Here is a 19,274-nt window from a genome sequence, read left to right as displayed (position 1 = left end):
GCTAACCTCCTTGCCATCACCCTTTTTCCGGCAGGAGTACGAGAACCATGGCGAACGCACCGGTCCAGCGCATGTCCCAGTTGATGGCGAAGACGCTGCGCGACGACCCGGCGGACGCCGAGGTCCTCAGTCACAAGCTGCTGGTGCGCGCCGGGTACGTCCGACGTACCGCCGCGGGCATCTGGAGCTGGCTGCCGCTCGGCAAGAAGGTGCTGGCCAACGTCGAGCGGATCGTCCGTGAGGAGATGGACGCGATCGGCGCCCAGGAGGTGCTGCTCCCCGCCCTGCTGCCGCGGGAGCCGTACGAGGCCACGGGCCGCTGGGAGGAGTACGGCGCCGAGCTGTTCCGGCTCCAGGACCGCAAGGGCGGCGACTACCTCCTCGGCCCGACCCACGAGGAGATCTTCACCCTGCTGGTGAAGGACCAGGCGTCCTCCTACAAGGACCTGCCGGTCATCCTCTACCAGATCCAGCACAAGTACCGTGACGAGGCCCGTCCGCGGGCCGGGATCCTGCGCGGCCGCGAGTTCCTGATGAAGGACTCGTACTCCTTCGACACCGAGGACGAGGGCCTGGCCCGGTCCTACGCGCTGCACCGGCAGGCCTACCGGAAGGTCTTCGAGCGCCTGGGGCTCGACTACCGCATCTGTGCCGCCACCGCCGGCGCGATGGGCGGCTCCAAGTCGGAGGAGTTCCTCGCCCCCGCCGAGGCCGGCGAGGACACCTTCGCCGACTGCCCGAACTGCGACTTCGCGGCCAACACCGAGGCGATCACGTACGAGTTGAAGCCGGTGGACGCGGACGGCGTCGCCGCTCTCGAGGAGATCCCCACCCCCGACACCCCGACCATCGAGACCCTCGCCGCCCACCTCGGCGTCGAGGCCTCCGCCACCCTGAAGAACCTCCTCGTGAAGGTGGACGGCGAGATCGTGGCCGTCGGTGTGCCCGGCGACCGCGAGGTCGACCTGGGCAAGGTCGAGGCCCACTTCGCGCCCGCCGCCGTGGAGCTGGTGACGGCGGAGGACTTCGTGGGCCGCCCCGACCTCGTCCGCGGCTACGTCGGTCCGCAGGGCCGTCAGGAGAAGCTGAAGTACATCGCCGACCCGCGGGTGGCCCCCGGCACCGCGTGGATCACCGGCGCCAACAAGGAGCACACGCACGCGAAGAACGTCGTCGCGGGCCGGGACTTCGAGGTCGACGAGTACGTCGACGTCGTGGTCGTCCAGGAGGGCGACCCGTGCCCGAAGTGCGGCACCGGCCTCAAGCTGGACCGCGCCATCGAGATCGGCCACATCTTCCAGCTGGGCCGCAAGTACGCCGACGCCCTCAAGCTCGACGTCCTCGGCCAGCACGGCAAGCCGGTCCGCGTGACCATGGGCTCCTACGGCATCGGCGTCTCCCGCGCGGTCGCCGCTCTCGCCGAGCAGACCGCCGACGACAAGGGCCTGTGCTGGCCCGCCGAGGTCGCCCCGGCCGATGTGCACGTCGTCGCGGCCGGCAAGGCCCTCCAGATCGAAGTGGCCCTCGACGTCTCCGAGAAGCTGCGCGCGGCGGGCCTCAGGGTCCTCGTCGACGACCGCGCCGGTGTCTCCCCGGGGGTGAAGTTCACGGACTCCGAGCTCATCGGCGTACCGAAGATCCTGGTCGCGGGCCGTCGTTCCGCCGAGGGCGTCCTGGAGCTCAAGGACCGCCGCAGCGGTGAGCGCGAGGAGCTGACGGTGGACGAGGCGATCGCCCGTCTGACCGCCTAGGGAAAAACCGTCACGAGGTGAGGCGGCGTACCCGAACGCCGCCTCACAGCCACCCGGCGAACTCCAGCAGCAGCTCGGCGTCCCGGGGCCGTCCCACCCGGAGCGCCCGGACCCCCGACTCCACGGCCCGGAACAGCGTCCATCCCCGCAGCCGCTCCTGGTCCACCTCCAGCGACTCCGCGAGCCGCTTCACCCGCCGCCGGGTGGTCGCCGCCCCGGACGGCGTGGCGATCAGGTCCTCGACCCGGTCCCGCACCAGCCGCGCAAGGTCGAACGCGCACTCCCCGACGACCGGGTCGGGGCCGACGGCGAGCCAGGGGGCGCGCGTCCCGGACAGCACCTTGCTCTGCCGGAACGTGCCGTGCAGCAGCCGTTCCTCCGGGGGCGCGGCCAGCAACGACTCCCGTGCGTCGAGAGCCGCGCTCACCAGTGCGGCGGCCTCGGCGGGAGCACTCCGCATCGCGTCGGCCTGCCGTCCGGTCCGTTCGGCCACCGTCTCGAAGACATGGGCGTTGTCGTCGTCGGGAGGCTCCACCCACAGCCGCCGCAGGGTCCCGGCCGCCTCCAGCAGCGCCTTCGCCTCGGGCAGCGACCGCACGGAGACATCGGGATGCAGCCGTTCGAGCAGCAGCACACCTTCGGTGACGAACGGCTCCAGCAGCTGTACGGCCCCTCGCCCGTCCCAGTGCGCGAGAGCCGCCCGCTCGCTCTCCGGCCGGGACCGGGGCGGCACCAGCTTGAGCACGGCGGGCGTTCCGTCGGGCCGCCGCACAAGCACGACGAGGCTGCTGCGTCCGCCGGGCACCTGGACCCGCTCCACGGTCAACTCGCGCAGCGCGACGGCCTGTCCGGCGGTGTCGGGCAGCTTGTCCACCCAGTCGTCGGCGTCCGGCACGCTCTCGCCGAGCGCCCGCACCAGCCGCTGTGGTGGTTCGAAAGCCATGCGCGAGTCTTTCCCTTCCAGTACCGCGTCACGTCGTGGGGGCCGCCTGGGAAAGCGAGGCCGAGGACGAGGGCGACGCCGTGGTCGCCCGCTCGGCGAGCCCAGGGAAGGCTACGCTCTCGCCGCGCCAGCGCACCGCCCGCACCGCGGCCTCCCGCAGCGCCTCGGCGGCCGTGCTCCGCCGCTCGCCCCCGGTTGCCCGCACCACGTCGGACCACACCCCGGCCACCCGGTCCTCCAGATCGGCGGCGAGTCGTACCGCCGCTGCCGGGTCGGGCACCGGGAAGGGCAGCGCGTACGCCGGCGCCGCGGCCACCGGCTTCCCGTCCAGGTCCCGCACCGCACGCACCAGGGCGTCCCGGCGGGCCCGGTGGGCGTCATAGGCGGCCTTGGCCTCCGCGCGCCGGGCCTCGCCGATCCGGCCGCCGACGACGCCGTAGCCGTAGACGGCGGCGTGCTCGGCGGCCAGGGCCTTCTGGAGGGCCTCCAGCTCCTGCTTCTCGCTCATCGGGCACCCTCCGTCAGCAGGTAGGCGTGCGCCGCGCCGGCCGCCGCCACCGAGGCCAGCAGCCGGGCCAGCTCGCTGGGGACGTCCAGCAGTGCCTGGGCCCGCCGATCGGCGAGCGCCCGCTCGGCGGCGGCGAGCTGGGCGAGGGCGTCCCTCTCGGTCGCGGGCACGGTGGCCGACGGCGAGGGCGAGGCGCTGCCCGGCGCGGTGGGGGAGGCCGTCGTGACCTTCTCCCCGAACGCCTCCACATGCCGCACGGCTTCCGCCCGCAACGGCCCGACCCGCTCCGCGAGCATCGGATGCGCGGCCAGGACCGCGTCGTACCGCTCGACGATCCCCCGACTGTCCCGGGCCGCCCGCACGCGGACCCGTTCGACGACGGAGGGACTGCCGGCGGTGCCCTCCTCGCTGTCTCCGGTCCCGTCGGAGCACCCCACGAGAAGGGCGCCCCCGGCGACCGAGGCGAGCAGGGATCTTCTGCGCGGCCCGGAGGGGACGCGCGGCTGAGGGGGGTACGGCACGACAGACGTCCTCGGGAAGCTCGTACGAACAAACGGGCGGGAGGTCGAGCCCGCCGGCGATCACGGTACCCGCGCATCCGATGTCACCTGGACGGCAACACCCTTCGCGACCGGATACCCTTTGACCAGACACGCGACCTACCCACAACAGCACACGCGGCCGAGGAGTCACCCGGATGAGCACCACCCAGAGCGAGAGGCTGCGAGAGCTCCTGGAACCGCTCGTCACCTCCCAGGGCCTGGATCTCGAAGAGATCGCAGTGGACTCCGTAGGGCGAAAGCGAGTGCTGCGCGTCGTCGTCGACTCGGACACCGGTGCCGACCTGGACCAGATCGCCGATGTGAGCCGCGAGCTCTCGGCGAAGCTCGACGAGAGCGACGCGATGGGCGCGGGGGAGTACACCCTCGAGGTCGGTACCCCGGGCGCGGAGCGCCTGCTCAAAGAGCACCGGCACTATGTGCGGGCCGTGGACCGCCTGGTGAAGTTCCAGCTGGCCGAGGGCGGCGAGCTGGTCGCGCGGATCCTGAAGGTCGACGACGACGGCCTCGACCTGGAGGTGCCCGGTGTGAAGGGCCGCAAGGCCACCGCCCGCAGACTCGCCTTCTCCGAGGTCGACAAGGCGCGCGTGCAGGTCGAGTTCAGCCGCAAGGACAAGAACGAAGAGGAGGCGTAGCCGTGGACATCGACATGAGTGCCCTGCGGGGCTTGGTGCGGGAGAAGGAGATCTCCTTCGACCTGTTGGTCGAGGCGATCGAGTCGGCCCTCCTCATCGCCTACCACCGCACCGAGGGAAGCCACCGCCACGCGCGCGTGAAACTCGACCGGGACTCCGGACACGTGGTCGTGTGGGCGAAGGAGGACCCCGAGGACCTCGAAGAGGGCCAGGAGCCCCGGGAGTTCGACGACACCCCGTCCGACTTCGGCCGTATCGCCGCCACCACCGCCAAGCAGGTCATCCTGCAGCGGCTGCGCGACGCCGAGGACGACGCGACGCTCGGCGAGTACGCGGGGCGCGAGGGCGACATCGTCATGGGCGTGGTCCAGCAGGGCCGCGACCCGAAGAACGTGCTCGTGGACATCGGCAAGCTGGAGGCCATCCTGCCGGTGCAGGAGCAGGTGCCCGGTGAGACCTATCCGCACGGCATGCGGCTCCGGTCGTACGTCGTACGGGTGGCGCGGGGCGTCCGCGGTCCGTCCGTCACCCTGTCCCGCACGCACCCCAATCTGGTGAAGAAGCTCTTCGCCCTGGAGGTGCCGGAGATCGCCGACGGGTCCGTCGAGATCGCCGCGATCGCCCGCGAGGCCGGTCACCGCACCAAGATCGCCGTACGGTCCACCCGTTCGGGCCTGAACGCCAAGGGCGCCTGCATCGGCCCCATGGGCGGCCGCGTGCGCAATGTCATGGGTGAGCTGAACGGTGAGAAGATCGACATCGTCGACTGGTCGGACGACCCGGCCGAGATGGTGGCGAACGCCCTCTCGCCGGCCCGCGTCTCGAAGGTCGAGGTCGTGGACATGGCCGCCCGCTCCGCGCGGGTGACCGTACCCGACTACCAGCTTTCCCTGGCCATCGGCAAGGAGGGCCAGAACGCCCGCCTGGCGGCCCGGCTCACCGGCTGGCGGATCGACATCCGGCCGGACACCGAGCAGGCCGCCGAATAGCGTCGGCGGACGGCGCCGAGGAATAGATCCAAGCCGTCGGTGGCTTAGATCACGACAACAACCGTTCGATCGCTGCCCCCAAGGGGTGAGGTCGGTACGGGGAGGTAGACTTAAGAGTGTCTGGCCGGACGCACGCCCGCGCATGCCCTGAACGAACCTGTGTGGGTTGCAGGCAGCGAGCGGCCAAGACCGATCTGCTGCGCATCGTGGCGATCAAGGACGCATGCGTCCCTGATCCTCGCGGTACGCTGCCCGGCCGGGGTGCGTACATCCACCCCGCCCTGGTCTGTCTCGACCAGGCGGTACGCCGCCGGGTGTTCACGCGGGCGTTGCGCGCCCCGGGAGCACTCGACATAAAGGCGTTGCGCCAGTACGTCGAGCAGACAGACAGTTGCTGAGCAGGCAACACCGTAAGAAGCGTCGCGCGGAACCCCCGTGCGGCCCAGGTACCCCGCGAGTTGGAAGTAGGTCGAGATTGCGATGAGCACTCGATGAGCACGCGATGAGTACGCCCATGAAGTAGCGACGGTCCGGCCGCAACCCGGACCTAAAAGGAGCGAAGTGGCTAAGGTCCGGGTATACGAACTCGCCAAGGAGTTCGGGGTGGAGAGCAAGGTCGTCATGGCCAAGCTCCAAGAACTCGGTGAATTTGTTCGTTCGGCTTCCTCGACGATCGAGGCGCCCGTCGTACGCAAGCTGACAGACGCCCTCCAGCAGGGCAACGGAGGCGGCAAGCCCGCCCCCGCACGCAAGGCTGCCCCGGCTCGTCCGGCAGCCCCCTCTCCCGCGCAGGCCGCCCGTCCGGCCGCCCCGCGCCCGCCGGCCCCGAAGCCGGCCGCCGCCGAGCAGCCCGCGGCTCCCGCCGCGCCGGCCGCTTCCGGCCCCCGTCCCACTCCGGGCCCGAAGCCCGCGCCGCGGCCCGCCCCGGCGTCCCCGGCTCCGACCACGCCCGAGTTCACGGCACCGCCGTCGGCTCCCGCCGCGCCGGCTGCCTCCCAGGGCCAGACGGCCTCCCAGAGCCAGAGCCAGAGCCAGGGTTCCACCGCGCGTCCGGGTGCTCCTCGCCCGGCCGGCCAGCAGGCTCCGCGTCCGGGCGCCCCGCGTCCGGCCGGCGGTCCCGGCCAGGGCGGTCAGGGTCGCGGTGACCGCGGCGACCGTCCCGGCGCTCCGCGTCCGGGTGGCCAGGGCGCACGTCCCGGTGCTCGTCCGGCCGGTCCCCGTCCGGGCAACAACCCCTTCACCTCCGGTGGCTCCACCGGCATGGCGCGCCCGCAGGCGCCCCGTCCGGGCGGCGCCCCGCGTCCCGGCGGCCAGGGCGGCCCCGGTGCTCCCGGCGGCGCTCCGCGTCCGCAGGGTCAGGGCCAGGGCGGTCCCCGTCCCCAGGGTGCGGCGGGCGGTCCCCGTCCGCAGTCTCCGGGCGGCGCGCGTCCCAGCCCGGGCGGCATGCCCCGTCCGCAGGGCGGCGGTCCGCGTCCCGGCGGTGGTCCCGGTGGTGCGCGTCCTAACCCCGGCATGATGCCGCAGCGTCCCGCTGCCGGTCCGCGTCCCGGCGGCGGTGGCCCCGGTGGCCGCGGTCCCGGTGGCGGCGGTCGCCCCGGTGGCGGTGGCGGCGGTCGTCCGGGCGGTGGCGGCTTCGCCGGTCGTCCGGCCGGTCCCGGTGGTGGCGGCGGCGGTTTCGCCGGTCGTCCCGGTGGTCCCGGTGGCGGTGGCGGCGGTTTCGCCGGCCGTCCGGGTGGTCCCGGTGGTGGCGGCGGCGGTCGTCCCGGCTTCGGCGGTCGTCCCGGTGGTCCGGGCGGTCGTGGTGGCACGCAGGGCGCCTTCGGCCGTCCCGGCGGTCCCGCGCGTCGCGGTCGCAAGTCGAAGCGGCAGAGGCGCCAGGAGTACGAGGCCATGCAGGCCCCGTCGGTCGGCGGCGTGATGCTGCCTCGCGGCAACGGACAGTCCGTCCGCCTGTCGCGCGGTGCCTCCCTCACCGACTTCGCCGAGAAGATCGGCGCCAACCCGGCGTCGCTCGTCGGCGTGATGATGAACCTCGGCGAGATGGTCACTGCCACGCAGTCCGTCTCCGACGAGACGCTGAGGCTCCTCGCGGACGAGATGAACTTCGTCCTCGAGATCGTCAGCCCCGAGGAGGAGGACCGCGAGCTGCTCGAGTCCTTCGACATCGAGTTCGGCGAGGACGAGGGTGGCGAGGAGTTCCTCGTCGCGCGTCCGCCGGTCGTGACCGTCATGGGTCACGTCGACCACGGCAAGACCCGCCTCCTCGACACCATCCGCAAGACGAACGTCGTCGCGGGCGAGGCCGGCGGTATCACGCAGCACATCGGTGCGTACCAGGTCACGACCCAGGTCAACGACGAAGAGCGCAAGATCACCTTCATCGACACCCCGGGTCACGAGGCGTTCACCGCCATGCGTGCCCGTGGTGCCAAGTCGACCGACATCGCGATCCTCGTGGTGGCGGCCAACGACGGTGTGATGCCCCAGACGATCGAGGCGCTGAACCACGCCAAGGCGGCCGACGTGCCGATCGTGGTCGCGGTCAACAAGATCGACGTCGAGGGTGCCGACCCGACCAAGGTGCGCGGTCAGCTCACCGAGTTCGGTCTGGTGGCCGAGGAGTACGGCGGCGACACCATGTTCGTCGACATCTCCGCCAAGCAGGGCCTCAACATCGAGGCTCTTCTGGAGGCCGTGGTCCTCACCGCGGACGCCTCGCTCGACCTGCGGGCCAACCCGGAGCAGGACGCGCAGGGTATTGCGATCGAGTCCCGTCTCGACCGCGGCCGCGGTGCCGTCGCGACCGTCCTGGTCCAGCGAGGCACCCTGCGGGTCGGCGACACCATGGTGGTCGGCGACGCGTACGGCCGTGTCCGCGCGATGCTCGACGACAAGGGCGACAACCTGGAAGAGGCGGGTCCGTCGACTCCGGTCCTCGTCCTCGGTCTCACCAACGTCCCGGGCGCCGGCGACAACTTCCTCGTCGTCGACGAGGACCGTACGGCCCGTCAGATCGCCGAGAAGCGCGCCGCTCGTGAGCGGAACGCCAACTTCGCCCGCCGGGGTGTCCGGTTCTCCCTGGAGAACCTGGACGAGGCCCTCAAGGCCGGTCTGGTGCAGGAACTCAACCTCATCATCAAGGGCGACGCGTCCGGTTCGGTGGAGGCTCTCGAGTCCTCCCTGCTCCAGCTGGACGTCGGCGAAGAGGTCGACATCCGCATCCTGCACCGCGGTGTCGGTGCGGTCACGGAGTCGGACGTCGACCTGGCGATGGGCTCGGACGCCATCGTGATCGGCTTCAACGTGCGCGCCGCAGGGCGTGCCGCGCAGATGGCCGAGCGCGAAGGTGTGGACGTCCGGTACTACTCGGTCATCTACCAGGCGATCGAGGAGATCGAGGCGGCCCTCAAGGGCATGCTCAAGCCGGAGTACGAAGAGGTCGAGCTCGGTACGGCGGAGATCCGCGAGGTCTTCAAGTCGTCCAAGCTGGGCAACATCGCCGGTGTCCTGGTCCGCTCCGGCGAGGTCAAGCGCAACACCAAGGCGCGCCTCATCCGCGACGGCAAGGTGGTCGCGGAGAGCCTCACCATCTCCGGACTGCGTCGCTTCAAGGACGACGTCACCGAGATCCGCGAAGGCTTCGAGGGTGGTATCAACCTCGGAAACTTCAACGACATCAAGGTCGACGACGTCATCGCGACGTACGAGATGCGCGAGAAGCCGCGCGGCTGACCGTCTCAGCACGCGATCGGGGCCGGTCGGCGGACGTAATATCCGTCGATCGGCCCCGGCCGTTGCGTGTACGGTTCCGGTATCGGCGTCGAAGCGTGGCGCCCGTACCCCGAACCGGCGGGACATCCGGACACACATGTATGTGGGGACTCTGTCCTTCGACCTCCTCCTCGGTGACGTGCACTCGCTGAAGGAGAAACGCTCTCTCGTCCGTCCGATCGTGGCCGAGCTCCAGCGCAAGTACGCGGTGAGCGCGGCGGAGACGGGCAATCAGAACCTCCACCGCAGGGCCGAGATCGGGCTCGCGGTGGTCTCCGGGGACACAGGACACCTCACCGACGTACTGGACCGCTGCGAGCGGCTGGTGGCCGGGCGGCCCGAGGTGGAGCTGCTCTCGGTTCGACGCAGGCTCCACAGCGACGAAGACTGAAGCAACAAGTAAGTACTTAAGGAGACGGACCAGTGGCCGACAACGCGCGCGCCAAGAGGCTGGCGGACCTCATCCGAGAGGTGGTGGCCCAGAAGCTGCTGCGCGGGATCAAGGACCCGCGGCTCGGCTCACACGTCACCATCACGGACACCCGGGTCACGGGTGACCTGCGGGAGGCGACCGTCTTCTACACGGTGTACGGCGGCGACGAGGAGCGGGCGGCCGCGGCCGCCGGACTGGAGAGCGCCAAGGGCGTGCTCCGCTCCGCGGTCGGGGCGGCGGCGGGCGTGAAGTTCACGCCGACGCTGACCTTCGTGGCGGACGCGCTGCCCGACACCGCCAAGACCATCGACGACCTCCTCGACAAGGCCCGCCAGTCCGACGAGAAGGTGCGCGAGGTGTCCGCGGGTGCCGCGTACGCCGGCGACGCCGACCCGTACCGGAAGCCGGGCGACGAGGACGAGACGGACGACGCCGCCGAATGACCCAGAAGAACCGGACGCCCGACGGGCTTGTCATCGTCGACAAGCCGTCGGGCTTCACTTCGCACGACGTGGTCGCCAAGATGCGCGGGATCGCCAGGACCCGCCGCGTCGGACACGCCGGCACCCTCGACCCCATGGCGACGGGCGTGCTGGTCCTCGGTGTCGAGAAGGCGACCAAGCTTCTCGGGCACCTCGCGCTGACCGAGAAGGAGTACCTGGGCACCGTCCGGCTCGGCCAGACGACCCTGACCGACGACGCCGAGGGCGAGATCACGAGGTCGGTCGACGCCTCGAAGGTCACCCGCGACGCCGTCGACGCCGGGATCGCCAGGCTGACCGGCGACATCATGCAGGTGCCGTCCAAGGTCAGCGCCATCAAGATCGACGGGGTGCGCTCGTACAAGCGGGCACGGGAGGGCGAGGAGTTCGAGATCCCCGCCCGCCCCGTCACCGTCTCGTCCTTCGCGGTCCACGACGTCCGGGACGCGGTCGCCGAGGACGGCACGGCCGTGGTGGACCTGGTCGTGTCGGTGGTCTGCTCGTCCGGCACCTACATCCGGGCGCTCGCCCGTGACCTGGGCGCGGACCTGGGCGTCGGCGGCCATCTGACGGCTCTGCGGCGCACCCGCGTGGGCCCGTACAAGCTGGACTCGGCCAGGACCATCGACCAGCTCCAGCAGGAGCTGACGGTGATGCCGATCGCGGAGGCCGCGGCAGCCGCCTTCCCTCGCTGGGACGTCGACGACCGCCGGGCCAAGCTCCTCACCAACGGCGTACGGCTCGACATGCCCGACGAGTACACGGGCGCCGGCACGGTGGCCGTCTTCGGCCCCGAGGGCCAATTCCTGGCACTGGTCGAGGAACAGAAGGGCAAGGCCAAGAGCCTGGCCGTCTTCGGCTGACGCCGGAAACGCGGGGGCACCGGGGCGGTCCGCCCGTGGAGCGGCGATCACGGGGTTGTGCCGCCGCTCCACGGTCCCCCCTCGGTTCCCCCACCCCTAGGGTGTATCCGCCGTCCCCCTTCCATTCACCCGCGCGGGCAGGCGCTCGGAGTGAACCGGGGGTGTGGAAGGGGGCGCGTTCACCACGCGATCTGTCCCGCTGATCACCGCACGCCTACCGTCGAGAACAGGAACGTGCGTACGGCGGGGAGGTTCGGCCATGACGGCAGGGGGTGACTCCGTCGGTGGAGCCGTGCCACCCGACTCCGGCACGCGGAGCGCGCGGCAGGAGGACGGAACCGCAGGGCAGCCGGCCGGGCCGACGGGCCGAGGCGACCGGGTGGCCGCCGAGGAGGACGGGCAGCCGCGGCCGGGGTGCGAGAGGCACCGGTGGGGGCGGCGCGACGACCGTTCCCGGCCCGTGCAAAAGCACCGACGCGAGCCCCGGGATCAGGTCTCGTCCGGACCCGGGCGGGACACGCACCTCGTGCGGATCCACGACCTGGCAGGACGGCTTTGGGGGACCGGCTTCGTCGGCGATCACCACGGCACCGTCGTCACCAGCCACGAGGCCGTCGACGGTCCGGCCCGGCTCGTTCTGCACGCCGGTGACCGCACATGCGTGGTGGCCGCCGATGCCGTGACCCCGCTGCCCGAGCTTGATCTGGCGCTCGTCCGCACCGAGGGACTCGGCGTGGACCCGCTGCCCGTCTCCGTGCGGGACACCGTCGCCACCGGCACCTACGTCCGGCTCTTCGCCGGCTGCTGGCGCGAGGCCAGGGTGCTCGGCCCCGCCGCCGTGACCTACACGGCCACCGACGGCTTCCATCTCCTGGAAGAAGCAGTGGAGTTGGCGATCGGCACCGCGGGACGGGACGCGCTGCGGCTGGGGGGCGGAGCCGCGGGAGGGCCTGTCCTCGACGCCGTGACCGGCGCGGTCGTCGCCGTCCTCGGCACCGCCCTGCACAGCGGCCACCGCGACAGCGGTTACGCGGTCCCGCTCGGCTCCGTCCGCACCGGCCCCCTCGCCGACCTGCTCGCGGAGAACGCCACGACCGTCCCGGCGTACGGCGCCGACCTCAACCTCGCCGGTGTGCTGGAGCTGACGGCCACCTCGGTGGCGCAGGACGGGCCGCCGGGCGCACTGACAGGTCGTCCGGGCCCCGGAGACACCCCGGAACCGGTCGAACGGGCCGCGGTCACAGGGGAGTTCACCGCGTTCACCGAGGGACAGGCCCCCGTCCTCGGACTCGTCGGGCCACCCGGCAGCGGCCGTACGACCCAACTCGCGGCCCTCGCCGCCCGCCGCCACCGCGGCCCCGCTCCGGCCCCGACGCTCTGGCTGCGCGGCGCCGACCTGGCGGACACCGACGCCTCGGTGGGCGACGCGGCCCGCCGCGCGCTCGCCAGGGCGGCCCGGATCGTCGCGACCTCCGGGGGCACCGTCCCCGCCGACCTGGGCGACCTCACCCCCGAGCGGCTGGCCCGGCTGGCCCGCGCCGCCGGCCGCCCCCTGTTCCTCCTCCTCGACGGCCCCGAGGAGATGCCCCCGGTCCTGGCGCACCGCCTCGCCGAGTGGACGCAGGGCACAGCACAGTGGCTGGCGGAGACGGGGGCACGGCTGGTGGTGGCGTGCCGCGCGGAGTACTGGGAGGGCGCGGGCTTCCCGGACGAGCTCCTGTACGGCGACTCGCGGGGGCACCTCCCGCCCTGCGTACACCTGGGCGACCTCACCGAGGACGAGGCCCGCCGGGCCCGGGCCCGCTACGCCCTCCCCGACGGCACGCTCGCCGCCTCCGACGCTCGCCACCCCCTCACCCTCCGTCTTCTCTCCGAGGTCCGCGCCGCCCTCCCGGACGCGCCCCCCGGCCCCGTGGACCGCGACCAGGTCATCGAGGCCCACCTCGACCTCATGTGCCTGCGCATCGCGGTGCGGCTGGCCACCCCGAGCGGTCTGCGCGGTGCCGCCGTGCGCCGGCTCGCCGCGAAGGTCTCCGGTCAGGTCCACGAGGCCGCCCGCCGCAGCCTCGGGCCTGGCCAGGGCGAACTGGACCGGGCCTCGTTCGAGGCGGTGTTCCCCTGGGGTCAGGCCCCGAAGCGGCTCGGCGGCACCGGCTGGGCCTCCGCCGTGCTCGCCGAGGGCCTCATCGTCCCCGCCGGCAGCGGCTACCGCTTCGCCCACGAGGAGCTCGCCGACTGGATCCAGGGCATGCACCTGGACCTGGACGAGGCTCTGCGCGCCCTGGTCCACCGCCGTCACACCGGCCGACAGCACCCTCTCCCCGTCCCGCACCACCGCGTCGGGCCCGTCGTGCAGGCCCTGCTCCTCGTCGCCCGCCAGCACGGCACACCTCGACTGGCTTACAGGCTGGAGGAGTTGCTGCACGCCCTCGACGCCGACCCGCACTCCTGGTGGGCGGCCCGGCTGCTCACCGAGACCCTTCTGCGGGTGCCTGACGCGACGCCTTACACCGATGTCCTGCGGCAGCTCGCCGACCGTCTCGTGGCCGGGCGCCACCGGCGGGAACCGGTCCCGGCCGCGTTCGGGCCCGCCTTCTGGACCGCCCTGCGGCTCCCGCCGGGCACCCGCTTCGACCTGCTCCGCCGTCTCGTCCTCGCCGATGGGCCGCCGCACGAATCCGGCGCCCGGTTCCTGGACGCCGTCGCGGAGCTGCTCGCCGCCGACCCCACCGCCGTACAGCCGCATCTCACCCGCTGGTTCGACGACGAGCGGCCGCTGCCCGCGACCCCGCACGCGACCGTGGCGACGGCCGCGCAGGCGCTGCTGCACACGCACCGGACGCGGGCCCTCGACGACCTCGCCGAGGAACTCGTCGGATGCGCGCACCGGCGGGCCGACGAACTGCTCGCCGTGCTGGCCGAGGAGGAGCCGCCGGCGGTGTGCCGGGCCGTGGACCGGTGGGCGCACGACGAGCGGCCGGCCCGGCGGGTGGCGGCCGTGGCGTACGGACTGCGCGCCGCCCCGCACGTGCGCACCGACGCCGACCGCGAGCTCCTGCGCTACGCGGCCCTCGCCCTGCTGGCCCGCCCCGAGGACTGCACTCTGCATGGAGGCGCGCTCGCCCTGCTGGTCCACGATCCCCGCACGCGTGCCCGTCATCTCCCGCAGGCACTCGGGCACTTCGCGGCCGGCGACCCGCAGTTCCCGCCGAGCGCGCTGGTCCCCGCCCTCGCCACCGACCCCGAACCGGTCCTGGACGCCTTCCGTGAGCGGCTGCGGCGACCGGACGCCGGGGAGGCGCTGCGCGCGCTCGCCGACGTCACCACGCCCGCCCTGGCCCGCCGGGTGGCCGAGCTGGTGCGGGAGGCGGTGGAGCGGCGCCCGGAGACGGCCGGGGACCTGGCCGCGTACGTCGACCGGCGCCTCGATCAGGGCCCCGCCGCCCGGGCCGTGCTCCTGCCGCTGGTCACCGGCCTGCTGGACGGCGGGCCTGAAGGCGTGCGGGCCGCGCTCGCTGCCGTGCTGGCCGGGCCGGGCGCGCCCGCCTCCCGCCCGCTGCGCCAGGAACTCCTCGCCCTCCTCCTGGACCACGAACGCGAGCCCGCGGTCCTGGTCGCCCTGCTTCCGGCGGCCGCCGCCCGGGCCGACACCGACATCCGCGAGCTCGTCCACCGCATCGGTCTCCTCCTCGTCCGCACTCCGGACGGCGCGACCCGCTTCGACCACGGCCTCGTCGACCTCGGTCGGCACGTCCCCGGGTTCGCCGCGCTGGTGGCCGGCTGGCTCACCGACCGCCCGCAGGAGTGGGCGGCGGTGGTCGGCCCCGGCACCCGGCGGATGATCGAGAACCTGGCGGGGGTGAGGATTCCCGCCTGACTCCGCGGGATCCGGCGGGTGCGTGGCGCACCCGTGTCCGCGTGCGTCGGGTCACACCCCCATGCCGATGCGAGCGACGAGCACGCGGCATGGCACCCTTAGACCTGCGTAAGCCTTAAGAGTCAATACGGACACGGGTTCGACGAGGAGCGGTCACAGTGCAGCGCTGGCGTGGCTTGGAGGACATCCCCGAGGACTGGGGGCGCAGCGTCGTCACCATCGGTTCCTACGACGGGGTCCACCGCGGGCACCAGCTGATCATCCGGCATGCCGTGGACCGGGCGCGCGAGCTGGGCGTCCCCTCCGTGGTCGTCACCTTCGACCCGCACCCCAGCGAGGTCGTTCGCCCCGGCAGTCACCCGCCGCTGCTCGCCCCGCACCACCGCCGCGCCGAGCTTATGGCCGAGCTGGGCGTGGACGCGCTGCTGATCCTCCCCTTCACCACGGAGTTCTCGAAGCTCTCCCCCGCCGACTTCGTCGTCAAGGTCCTCGTCGACAAGCTGCACGCCAAGGCGGTCGTCGAAGGCCCCAACTTCCGCTTCGGCCACAAGGCCGCGGGTAACGTCGACTTCCTCGTCGAGCAGGGCAAGACGTACGACTTCGAGGTCGAGGTCGTCGACCTGTACGTGTCGGGCACGGCGGGCGGCGGCGAGCCGTTCTCCTCCACCCTGACCCGGCGCCTGGTCGCCGAGGGCGACGTGGAGGGCGCCGGGGAGATCCTGGGCCGTCCGCACCGGGTGGAGGGCGTGGTGGTCCGCGGTGCCCAGCGCGGCCGTGAACTCGGCTTCCCGACCGCCAACGTCGAGACCCTGCCGCACACCGCCATCCCGGCCGACGGCGTCTACGCCGGCTGGCTGCACACGCAGGGCGAGGCGATGCCGGCCGCGATCTCCGTCGGCACCAATCCTCAGTTCGACGGCACCGAGCGCACGGTGGAGGCGTACGCCATCGACCGCGTCGGGCTCGACCTGTACGGGCTGCACGTGGCGGTGGACTTCCTCGCGTATGTGCGCGGGCAGCAGAAGTTCGAGTCGCTGGACGCGCTGCTCAAGGCGATGGCCGTCGACGTGCAGCGGTGCCGTGAGCTGATCGAGGGCGTCGGCGGCTGAAGGCCGTAGGGACAAAGCAAAGAGGGCCGGCACCTTCAAGGTGCCGGCCCTCTTTCCTTCGGCTACTGCTGCGGCGGCTGACCCGCGTTCGGGTCGTACGGCGGCTGCGGGAATCCGGGCTGCGGCTGACCGGGCTGACCGGGCTGGCCCGTCTGCCACGGCTGGCCGGGCTGGGCGCCGGGGAAGCCCTGGAACGGCGGCTGCGCGGCCGGCGGCTGGGCCTGCTGCTGGCCCGGCATCGGGGGAGCCATGGTCGGCGGCTGGTGGCCGCCCTGCCCCGTCCACAGGCCCTGCTCCTGCTGGGCCCGCACGAAGTCCTCGGCCACCATCGCGGCGAGGTCGAAGTACGCCTCCCGGACCTTCGGCCGCATCATGTCGAGGTCGACCTCGGCACCGGCCGCCAGGTGCTCGTCGAACGGCACGACGATGACGCCACGGCAGCGCTGCTCGAAGTGGGTGACGATGTCCTCCACCTTGATCATCTTGCCGGTCTCGCGGACCCCGGAGATCACGGTGATGGACCGCGAGACCAGGGACGCGTACCCGTGCGCCGACAGCCAGTCGAGCGTCGTGCTGGCGCTGCTCGCGCCGTCCACCGACGGCGTCGAGATGATGATCAGCTGGTCGGCGAGGTCCAGGACCCCGCGCATGGCGCTGTAGAGCAGGCCCGTGCCCGAGTCCGTGAGGATGATCGGGTACTGGCGCCCCAGCACGTCGATCGCGCGCCGGTAGTCCTCGTCGTTGAACGTCGTGGACACGGCCGGGTCGACGTCGTTGGCGATGATCTCCAGGCCGGAGGCCGCCTGGGACGTGAACCGCCGGATGTCCATGTACGAGTTGAGGTACGGGATCGCCTGGACCAGGTCGCGGATGGTCGCGCCGGTCTCGCGCCGCACCCGGCGGCCGAGCGTGCCGGCGTCCGGGTTGGCGTCGATGGCGAGGATCTTGTCCTGCCGCTCGGTGGCGAGAGTGGAGCCGAGGGCGGTGGTCGTGGTCGTCTTGCCCACGCCGCCCTTGAGGCTGATCACCGCGATCCGGTAGCAGGACAGCACCGGGGTGCGGATGAGGTCGAGCTTGCGCTGCCTCTCCTGCTCCTCCTTCTTGCCGCCGAGCTTGAACTTCGACCCACCGGGAGTGGGACGGCTGCTCTTCGCCTTCTGCTTCTTGCTGTTGACCAGCCGGTCCGAGGTCAGCTCGACCGCGGCGTTGTAGCCGAGCGGCGCACCTGCGCCCGCGACCTGCTGCCGTTGGTCGTGCTGGACGGCGGCGGGCCAGGCGGCACCGGTACGGGGGTCCACGCCCGGCTGGCCGGGAGCGCCCGCGTAGGGGTTGGGCTGGGCCTGCGGCGGCTGCGGCTGCTGTCCCGGCTGGGCCGGGGGCACGGGCTGACCGGGCTGCGCCGGGGCCTGCTGCTGGGGCTGGCCCGGGGCGGGCTGCTGCGGGTACCCGTAACCGCCCGGGGCGGGCGGGGGTGCCTGCGGGAAGCCGTAGCCGCTCTGCGGGTTCTGCGGCGCGGGGGGCTGCGGGAACCCGTAACCGGGCTGCGGGTTGGGGGGAGCGGGCGGCTGCGGGTAGCCGTAGCCGCTCTGCGGGGGCTGCGGCGCCGGAGGCTGGGGGGTCTGAGGGAAGCCGTAGCCGCTCTGCGGGTTCTGCGGCGCGGGCGGCTGCGGGTAACCGTAACCGCCCTGACCCGCCGGGCCGTCGGGCTGCGGCGGGGTGGCCGGCCAGCCGGAGGGCGCGGGCTGCGGTGCCTGGGGCGGGGCGGCGGCGGCCGCCGGCTGGGCGGGCGGAGGCGGGGTGCCCGGCTGCGCGGCGGGCGGCTGCGGCTGTCCGCCCGTCGTCCACTCCGGGGCCGCCGGCGGGGCTGTGCCGGAGTCCACCGAAGCGAACTGCGGCGGGAGCGGCGGGACGGCACCCTGCGGCGCGGGCGGGGGTCGCCAGCCCTCCGGCTGCGCTGCGGGCTGCTCGGATACGGGCGACGGTGCCGCCTCGGGCTGCTCCGGGGCGGCGCTCGGGGCGGCCGGGGGCTGCTCCGGTACGGCCGGTTGAGCCACCGGGGTGTCCGGCGCGGCGGGCTGTGGTTCCGCGCCGGTCTCGGAGTCACCGGCGGAGGTGTCGGCCGGGGACTCCGGTGCTGCGGGCGCGGCCTCGGCGCCGGGCGGGGGCTGCGGGGTGTCCGCGCCCTCGTCGTCCGAGCCGGATGCGGGTGCTGCCTCGCTCGGGGCAGGGGCAGGGGCAGGGGCAGCGGCAGGGGCGGCCGGTGCGGTGTCTCCCGCCTCTGCGGACACCTGCGGAGCCTCGCCGGAGGTCGGCGGCTCGGGTGCGGTGGGCGCGTCGGCCGCCGGGGCGGCGGGGGGCTGCGGGGCGCCCGGCGTCGTAGCGGCGGCGGCCGGGATGTCGGTACGGCCTTCCGCGTCGGCGCCGGTCGAAGGCGCGGCGGCGTCGGTGCTGTTCTGGGCGCCGGGGGGTCCCGGAGGCGCCGGAGCCACGGGAGCGGCGGGAGGCGTGGGAGCGGCCGGAGGAGCGGCGGGCGCAGGCGACGCCATGGGAGGCGCGGGCGCCGCCGGGGCCACGGGCTGCGCGGGCGCCGGGGGAGCGGGGGGCTGCGGGTAGCCGTAACCGCTCTGCGGGTTCGGGGGTGCGGGCGGCTGCGGGTAGCCGTAGCCGCCCTGGGGGTGCGGAGGAGCCGGCGGCTGCGGATAGCCGTAGCCGCCCTGGGGGTTCGGGGGAACCGGCGGCTGCGGATAGCCGTAGCCGCTCTGCGGGTTCGGGGGAACCGGTGGCTGGGGGGCCGCGGGGTTTCCCGCCCACGGCGGCGGGGGCGGCGGAGTCGCGCCGGCCGCACCCGCGGACGGGCCGAACTGCGGGCCGGGGACGGGAGCCGACGGCGCGGAACCGGACGTATCGGGGTAACCGGGGTGCGGTGCGGGCGCGGCGGGAGCAGGGGCGGGCGCGGGAGGCACCGCCTCGGCCTCGGGCGCCGCGCTCTGCGTGTACCAGGCAGGAGCGGCGTAGTCGATGGTGAACTCGCCCGTCATCTCGGTGGCGGACTCCGCGTCGGACTGGTCGTCGCTGGGCGTGGTCCAGCCCGCGCGCAGCCCGTCCCGATCGCTCTGCACAATTCCTCCTGGTTGGTCGAGCACCCTCGTGCCGTGTGGGCACTCATGTGCCGGGCTGGGGGCGACCGTTCCTGTGGTCCGATCCGACTGAAGTCCCCTGGACGCGAACATCCCACCCGTGGGTTCCTACGTCGCACCCGCATCAAGCGTAAACGCCACACGCGTCGGCGGGGCAGGCCCGTCCGCTGTGCGCTCGCGCGCGACCGAGCGACGCCTGCCGTGATGTCGTGCTTG

14 protein-coding genes are annotated in these 19,274 nt (G+C 73.2%); 10 read left to right on the top strand and 4 right to left on the bottom strand.

Going from position 1 to position 19,274, the window contains the following annotated elements:
* Window positions 1-47 precede the first annotated feature (47 nt).
* On the top strand, window positions 48-1,751 hold the full coding sequence (locus H293_RS0136065) for a proline--tRNA ligase (protein WP_020122674.1): 1,704 nt from the start codon (window positions 48-50) through the stop codon (window positions 1,749-1,751).
* A 43-nt stretch (window positions 1,752-1,794) separates the two neighbouring features.
* Here H293_RS0136065 and H293_RS0136060 read toward each other — a convergent pair whose 3' ends face one another.
* Genes H293_RS0136060 through H293_RS0136050 form a run of 3 tightly spaced genes read right to left on the bottom strand, consistent with a single transcriptional unit; the run spans window position 1,795 to window position 3,723 of the window.
* Window positions 1,795-2,694, bottom strand: a complete 900-nt coding sequence (locus H293_RS0136060) for an aminoglycoside phosphotransferase family protein (protein WP_020122673.1) — start codon at window positions 2,692-2,694, stop codon at window positions 1,795-1,797.
* A 28-nt stretch (window positions 2,695-2,722) separates the two neighbouring features.
* Entirely contained in the window at window positions 2,723-3,202 is a 480-nt protein-coding gene (locus H293_RS0136055; RefSeq protein WP_020122672.1) for a ferritin-like domain-containing protein, read from the bottom strand.
* Window positions 3,199-3,723, bottom strand: a complete 525-nt coding sequence (locus tag H293_RS0136050; RefSeq protein ID WP_020122671.1) for a hypothetical protein — start codon at window positions 3,721-3,723, stop codon at window positions 3,199-3,201. The genes H293_RS0136055 and H293_RS0136050 overlap by 4 nt, the downstream gene beginning before the upstream one ends.
* A gap of 176 nt (window positions 3,724-3,899) precedes the next feature.
* On the opposite strand from H293_RS0136050, the gene rimP reads away from it, so the two are divergent.
* From rimP to H293_RS0136000, 9 genes are all read left to right on the top strand, one after another.
* On the top strand, window positions 3,900-4,397 hold the full coding sequence (rimP, locus tag H293_RS0136045) for a ribosome maturation factor RimP (RefSeq protein WP_020122670.1): 498 nt from the start codon (window positions 3,900-3,902) through the stop codon (window positions 4,395-4,397).
* Between the two features lie 2 nt (window positions 4,398-4,399).
* On the top strand, window positions 4,400-5,386 hold the full coding sequence (gene nusA, locus H293_RS0136040; protein ID WP_020122669.1) for a transcription termination factor NusA: 987 nt from the start codon (window positions 4,400-4,402) through the stop codon (window positions 5,384-5,386).
* 116 nt (window positions 5,387-5,502) lie between these two features.
* Window positions 5,503-5,784 (top strand): YlxR family protein, encoded by a 282-nt coding sequence (locus H293_RS0136035; protein ID WP_078612768.1) that lies wholly within the window; start codon window positions 5,503-5,505, stop codon window positions 5,782-5,784.
* A gap of 163 nt (window positions 5,785-5,947) precedes the next feature.
* Window positions 5,948-9,118, top strand: coding sequence for a translation initiation factor IF-2 (gene infB / locus H293_RS55575; protein ID WP_078612767.1), 3,171 nt, complete (start codon window positions 5,948-5,950; stop codon window positions 9,116-9,118).
* A 136-nt stretch (window positions 9,119-9,254) separates the two neighbouring features.
* The gene (locus H293_RS0136020; protein ID WP_020122665.1) at window positions 9,255-9,548 is read left to right on the top strand and encodes a DUF503 domain-containing protein; all 294 of its coding nucleotides are present in this window, start codon (window positions 9,255-9,257) and stop codon (window positions 9,546-9,548) included.
* A gap of 32 nt (window positions 9,549-9,580) precedes the next feature.
* Window positions 9,581-10,033, top strand: a complete 453-nt coding sequence (gene rbfA, locus H293_RS0136015) for a 30S ribosome-binding factor RbfA (RefSeq protein WP_007385054.1) — start codon at window positions 9,581-9,583, stop codon at window positions 10,031-10,033.
* The gene (gene truB, locus H293_RS0136010; protein WP_020122664.1) at window positions 10,030-10,935 is read left to right on the top strand and encodes a tRNA pseudouridine(55) synthase TruB; all 906 of its coding nucleotides are present in this window, start codon (window positions 10,030-10,032) and stop codon (window positions 10,933-10,935) included. Before rbfA ends, truB begins: the two co-directional genes overlap by 4 nt.
* Window positions 10,936-11,461: 526 nt before the next feature.
* A complete protein-coding gene (locus H293_RS0136005) occupies window positions 11,462-14,812 on the top strand; it encodes a trypsin-like peptidase domain-containing protein (RefSeq protein ID WP_028808496.1) in 3,351 nt (1,116 codons plus the stop codon).
* 158 nt (window positions 14,813-14,970) lie between these two features.
* Window positions 14,971-15,921 carry a bifunctional riboflavin kinase/FAD synthetase gene (locus H293_RS0136000; RefSeq protein ID WP_020122662.1) on the top strand — a complete coding sequence of 317 codons (951 nt, stop codon included), beginning with the start codon at window positions 14,971-14,973 and terminating at the stop codon, window positions 15,919-15,921.
* 62 nt (window positions 15,922-15,983) lie between these two features.
* On the opposite strand, the gene H293_RS0135995 is transcribed toward H293_RS0136000, so the two are convergent.
* Window positions 15,984-19,040 (bottom strand): SCO5717 family growth-regulating ATPase, encoded by a 3,057-nt coding sequence (locus tag H293_RS0135995; protein WP_020122661.1) that lies wholly within the window; start codon window positions 19,038-19,040, stop codon window positions 15,984-15,986.
* Between the last annotated feature and the right edge of the window lie 234 nt (window positions 19,041-19,274).

The sequence above is a fragment of the Streptomyces canus 299MFChir4.1 genome, from assembly GCF_000383615.1.
Lineage (GTDB): Bacteria > Actinomycetota > Actinomycetes > Streptomycetales > Streptomycetaceae > Streptomyces > Streptomyces canus_C.
The sequence above is the reverse complement of the archived record's forward strand: the minus strand, read 5'-3'. Positions and strand labels throughout refer to the sequence as shown.

Excerpts from the sequence above, each read along its gene's own strand:
- rimP (WP_020122670.1), top strand. The coding sequence starts at position 3,900 with ATGAGCACCACCCAGAGCGAGAGGCTGCGAGAGCTCCTGGAACCGCTC.
- truB (WP_020122664.1), top strand. The coding sequence starts at position 10,030 with ATGACCCAGAAGAACCGGACGCCCGACGGGCTTGTCATCGTCGACAAG.
- H293_RS0136065 (WP_020122674.1), top strand. The coding sequence starts at position 48 with ATGGCGAACGCACCGGTCCAGCGCATGTCCCAGTTGATGGCGAAGACG.
- H293_RS0136055 (WP_020122672.1), bottom strand. The coding sequence starts at position 3,202 with ATGAGCGAGAAGCAGGAGCTGGAGGCCCTCCAGAAGGCCCTGGCCGCC.
- H293_RS0136020 (WP_020122665.1), top strand. The coding sequence starts at position 9,255 with ATGTATGTGGGGACTCTGTCCTTCGACCTCCTCCTCGGTGACGTGCAC.
- H293_RS0136060 (WP_020122673.1), bottom strand. The coding sequence starts at position 2,694 with ATGGCTTTCGAACCACCACAGCGGCTGGTGCGGGCGCTCGGCGAGAGC.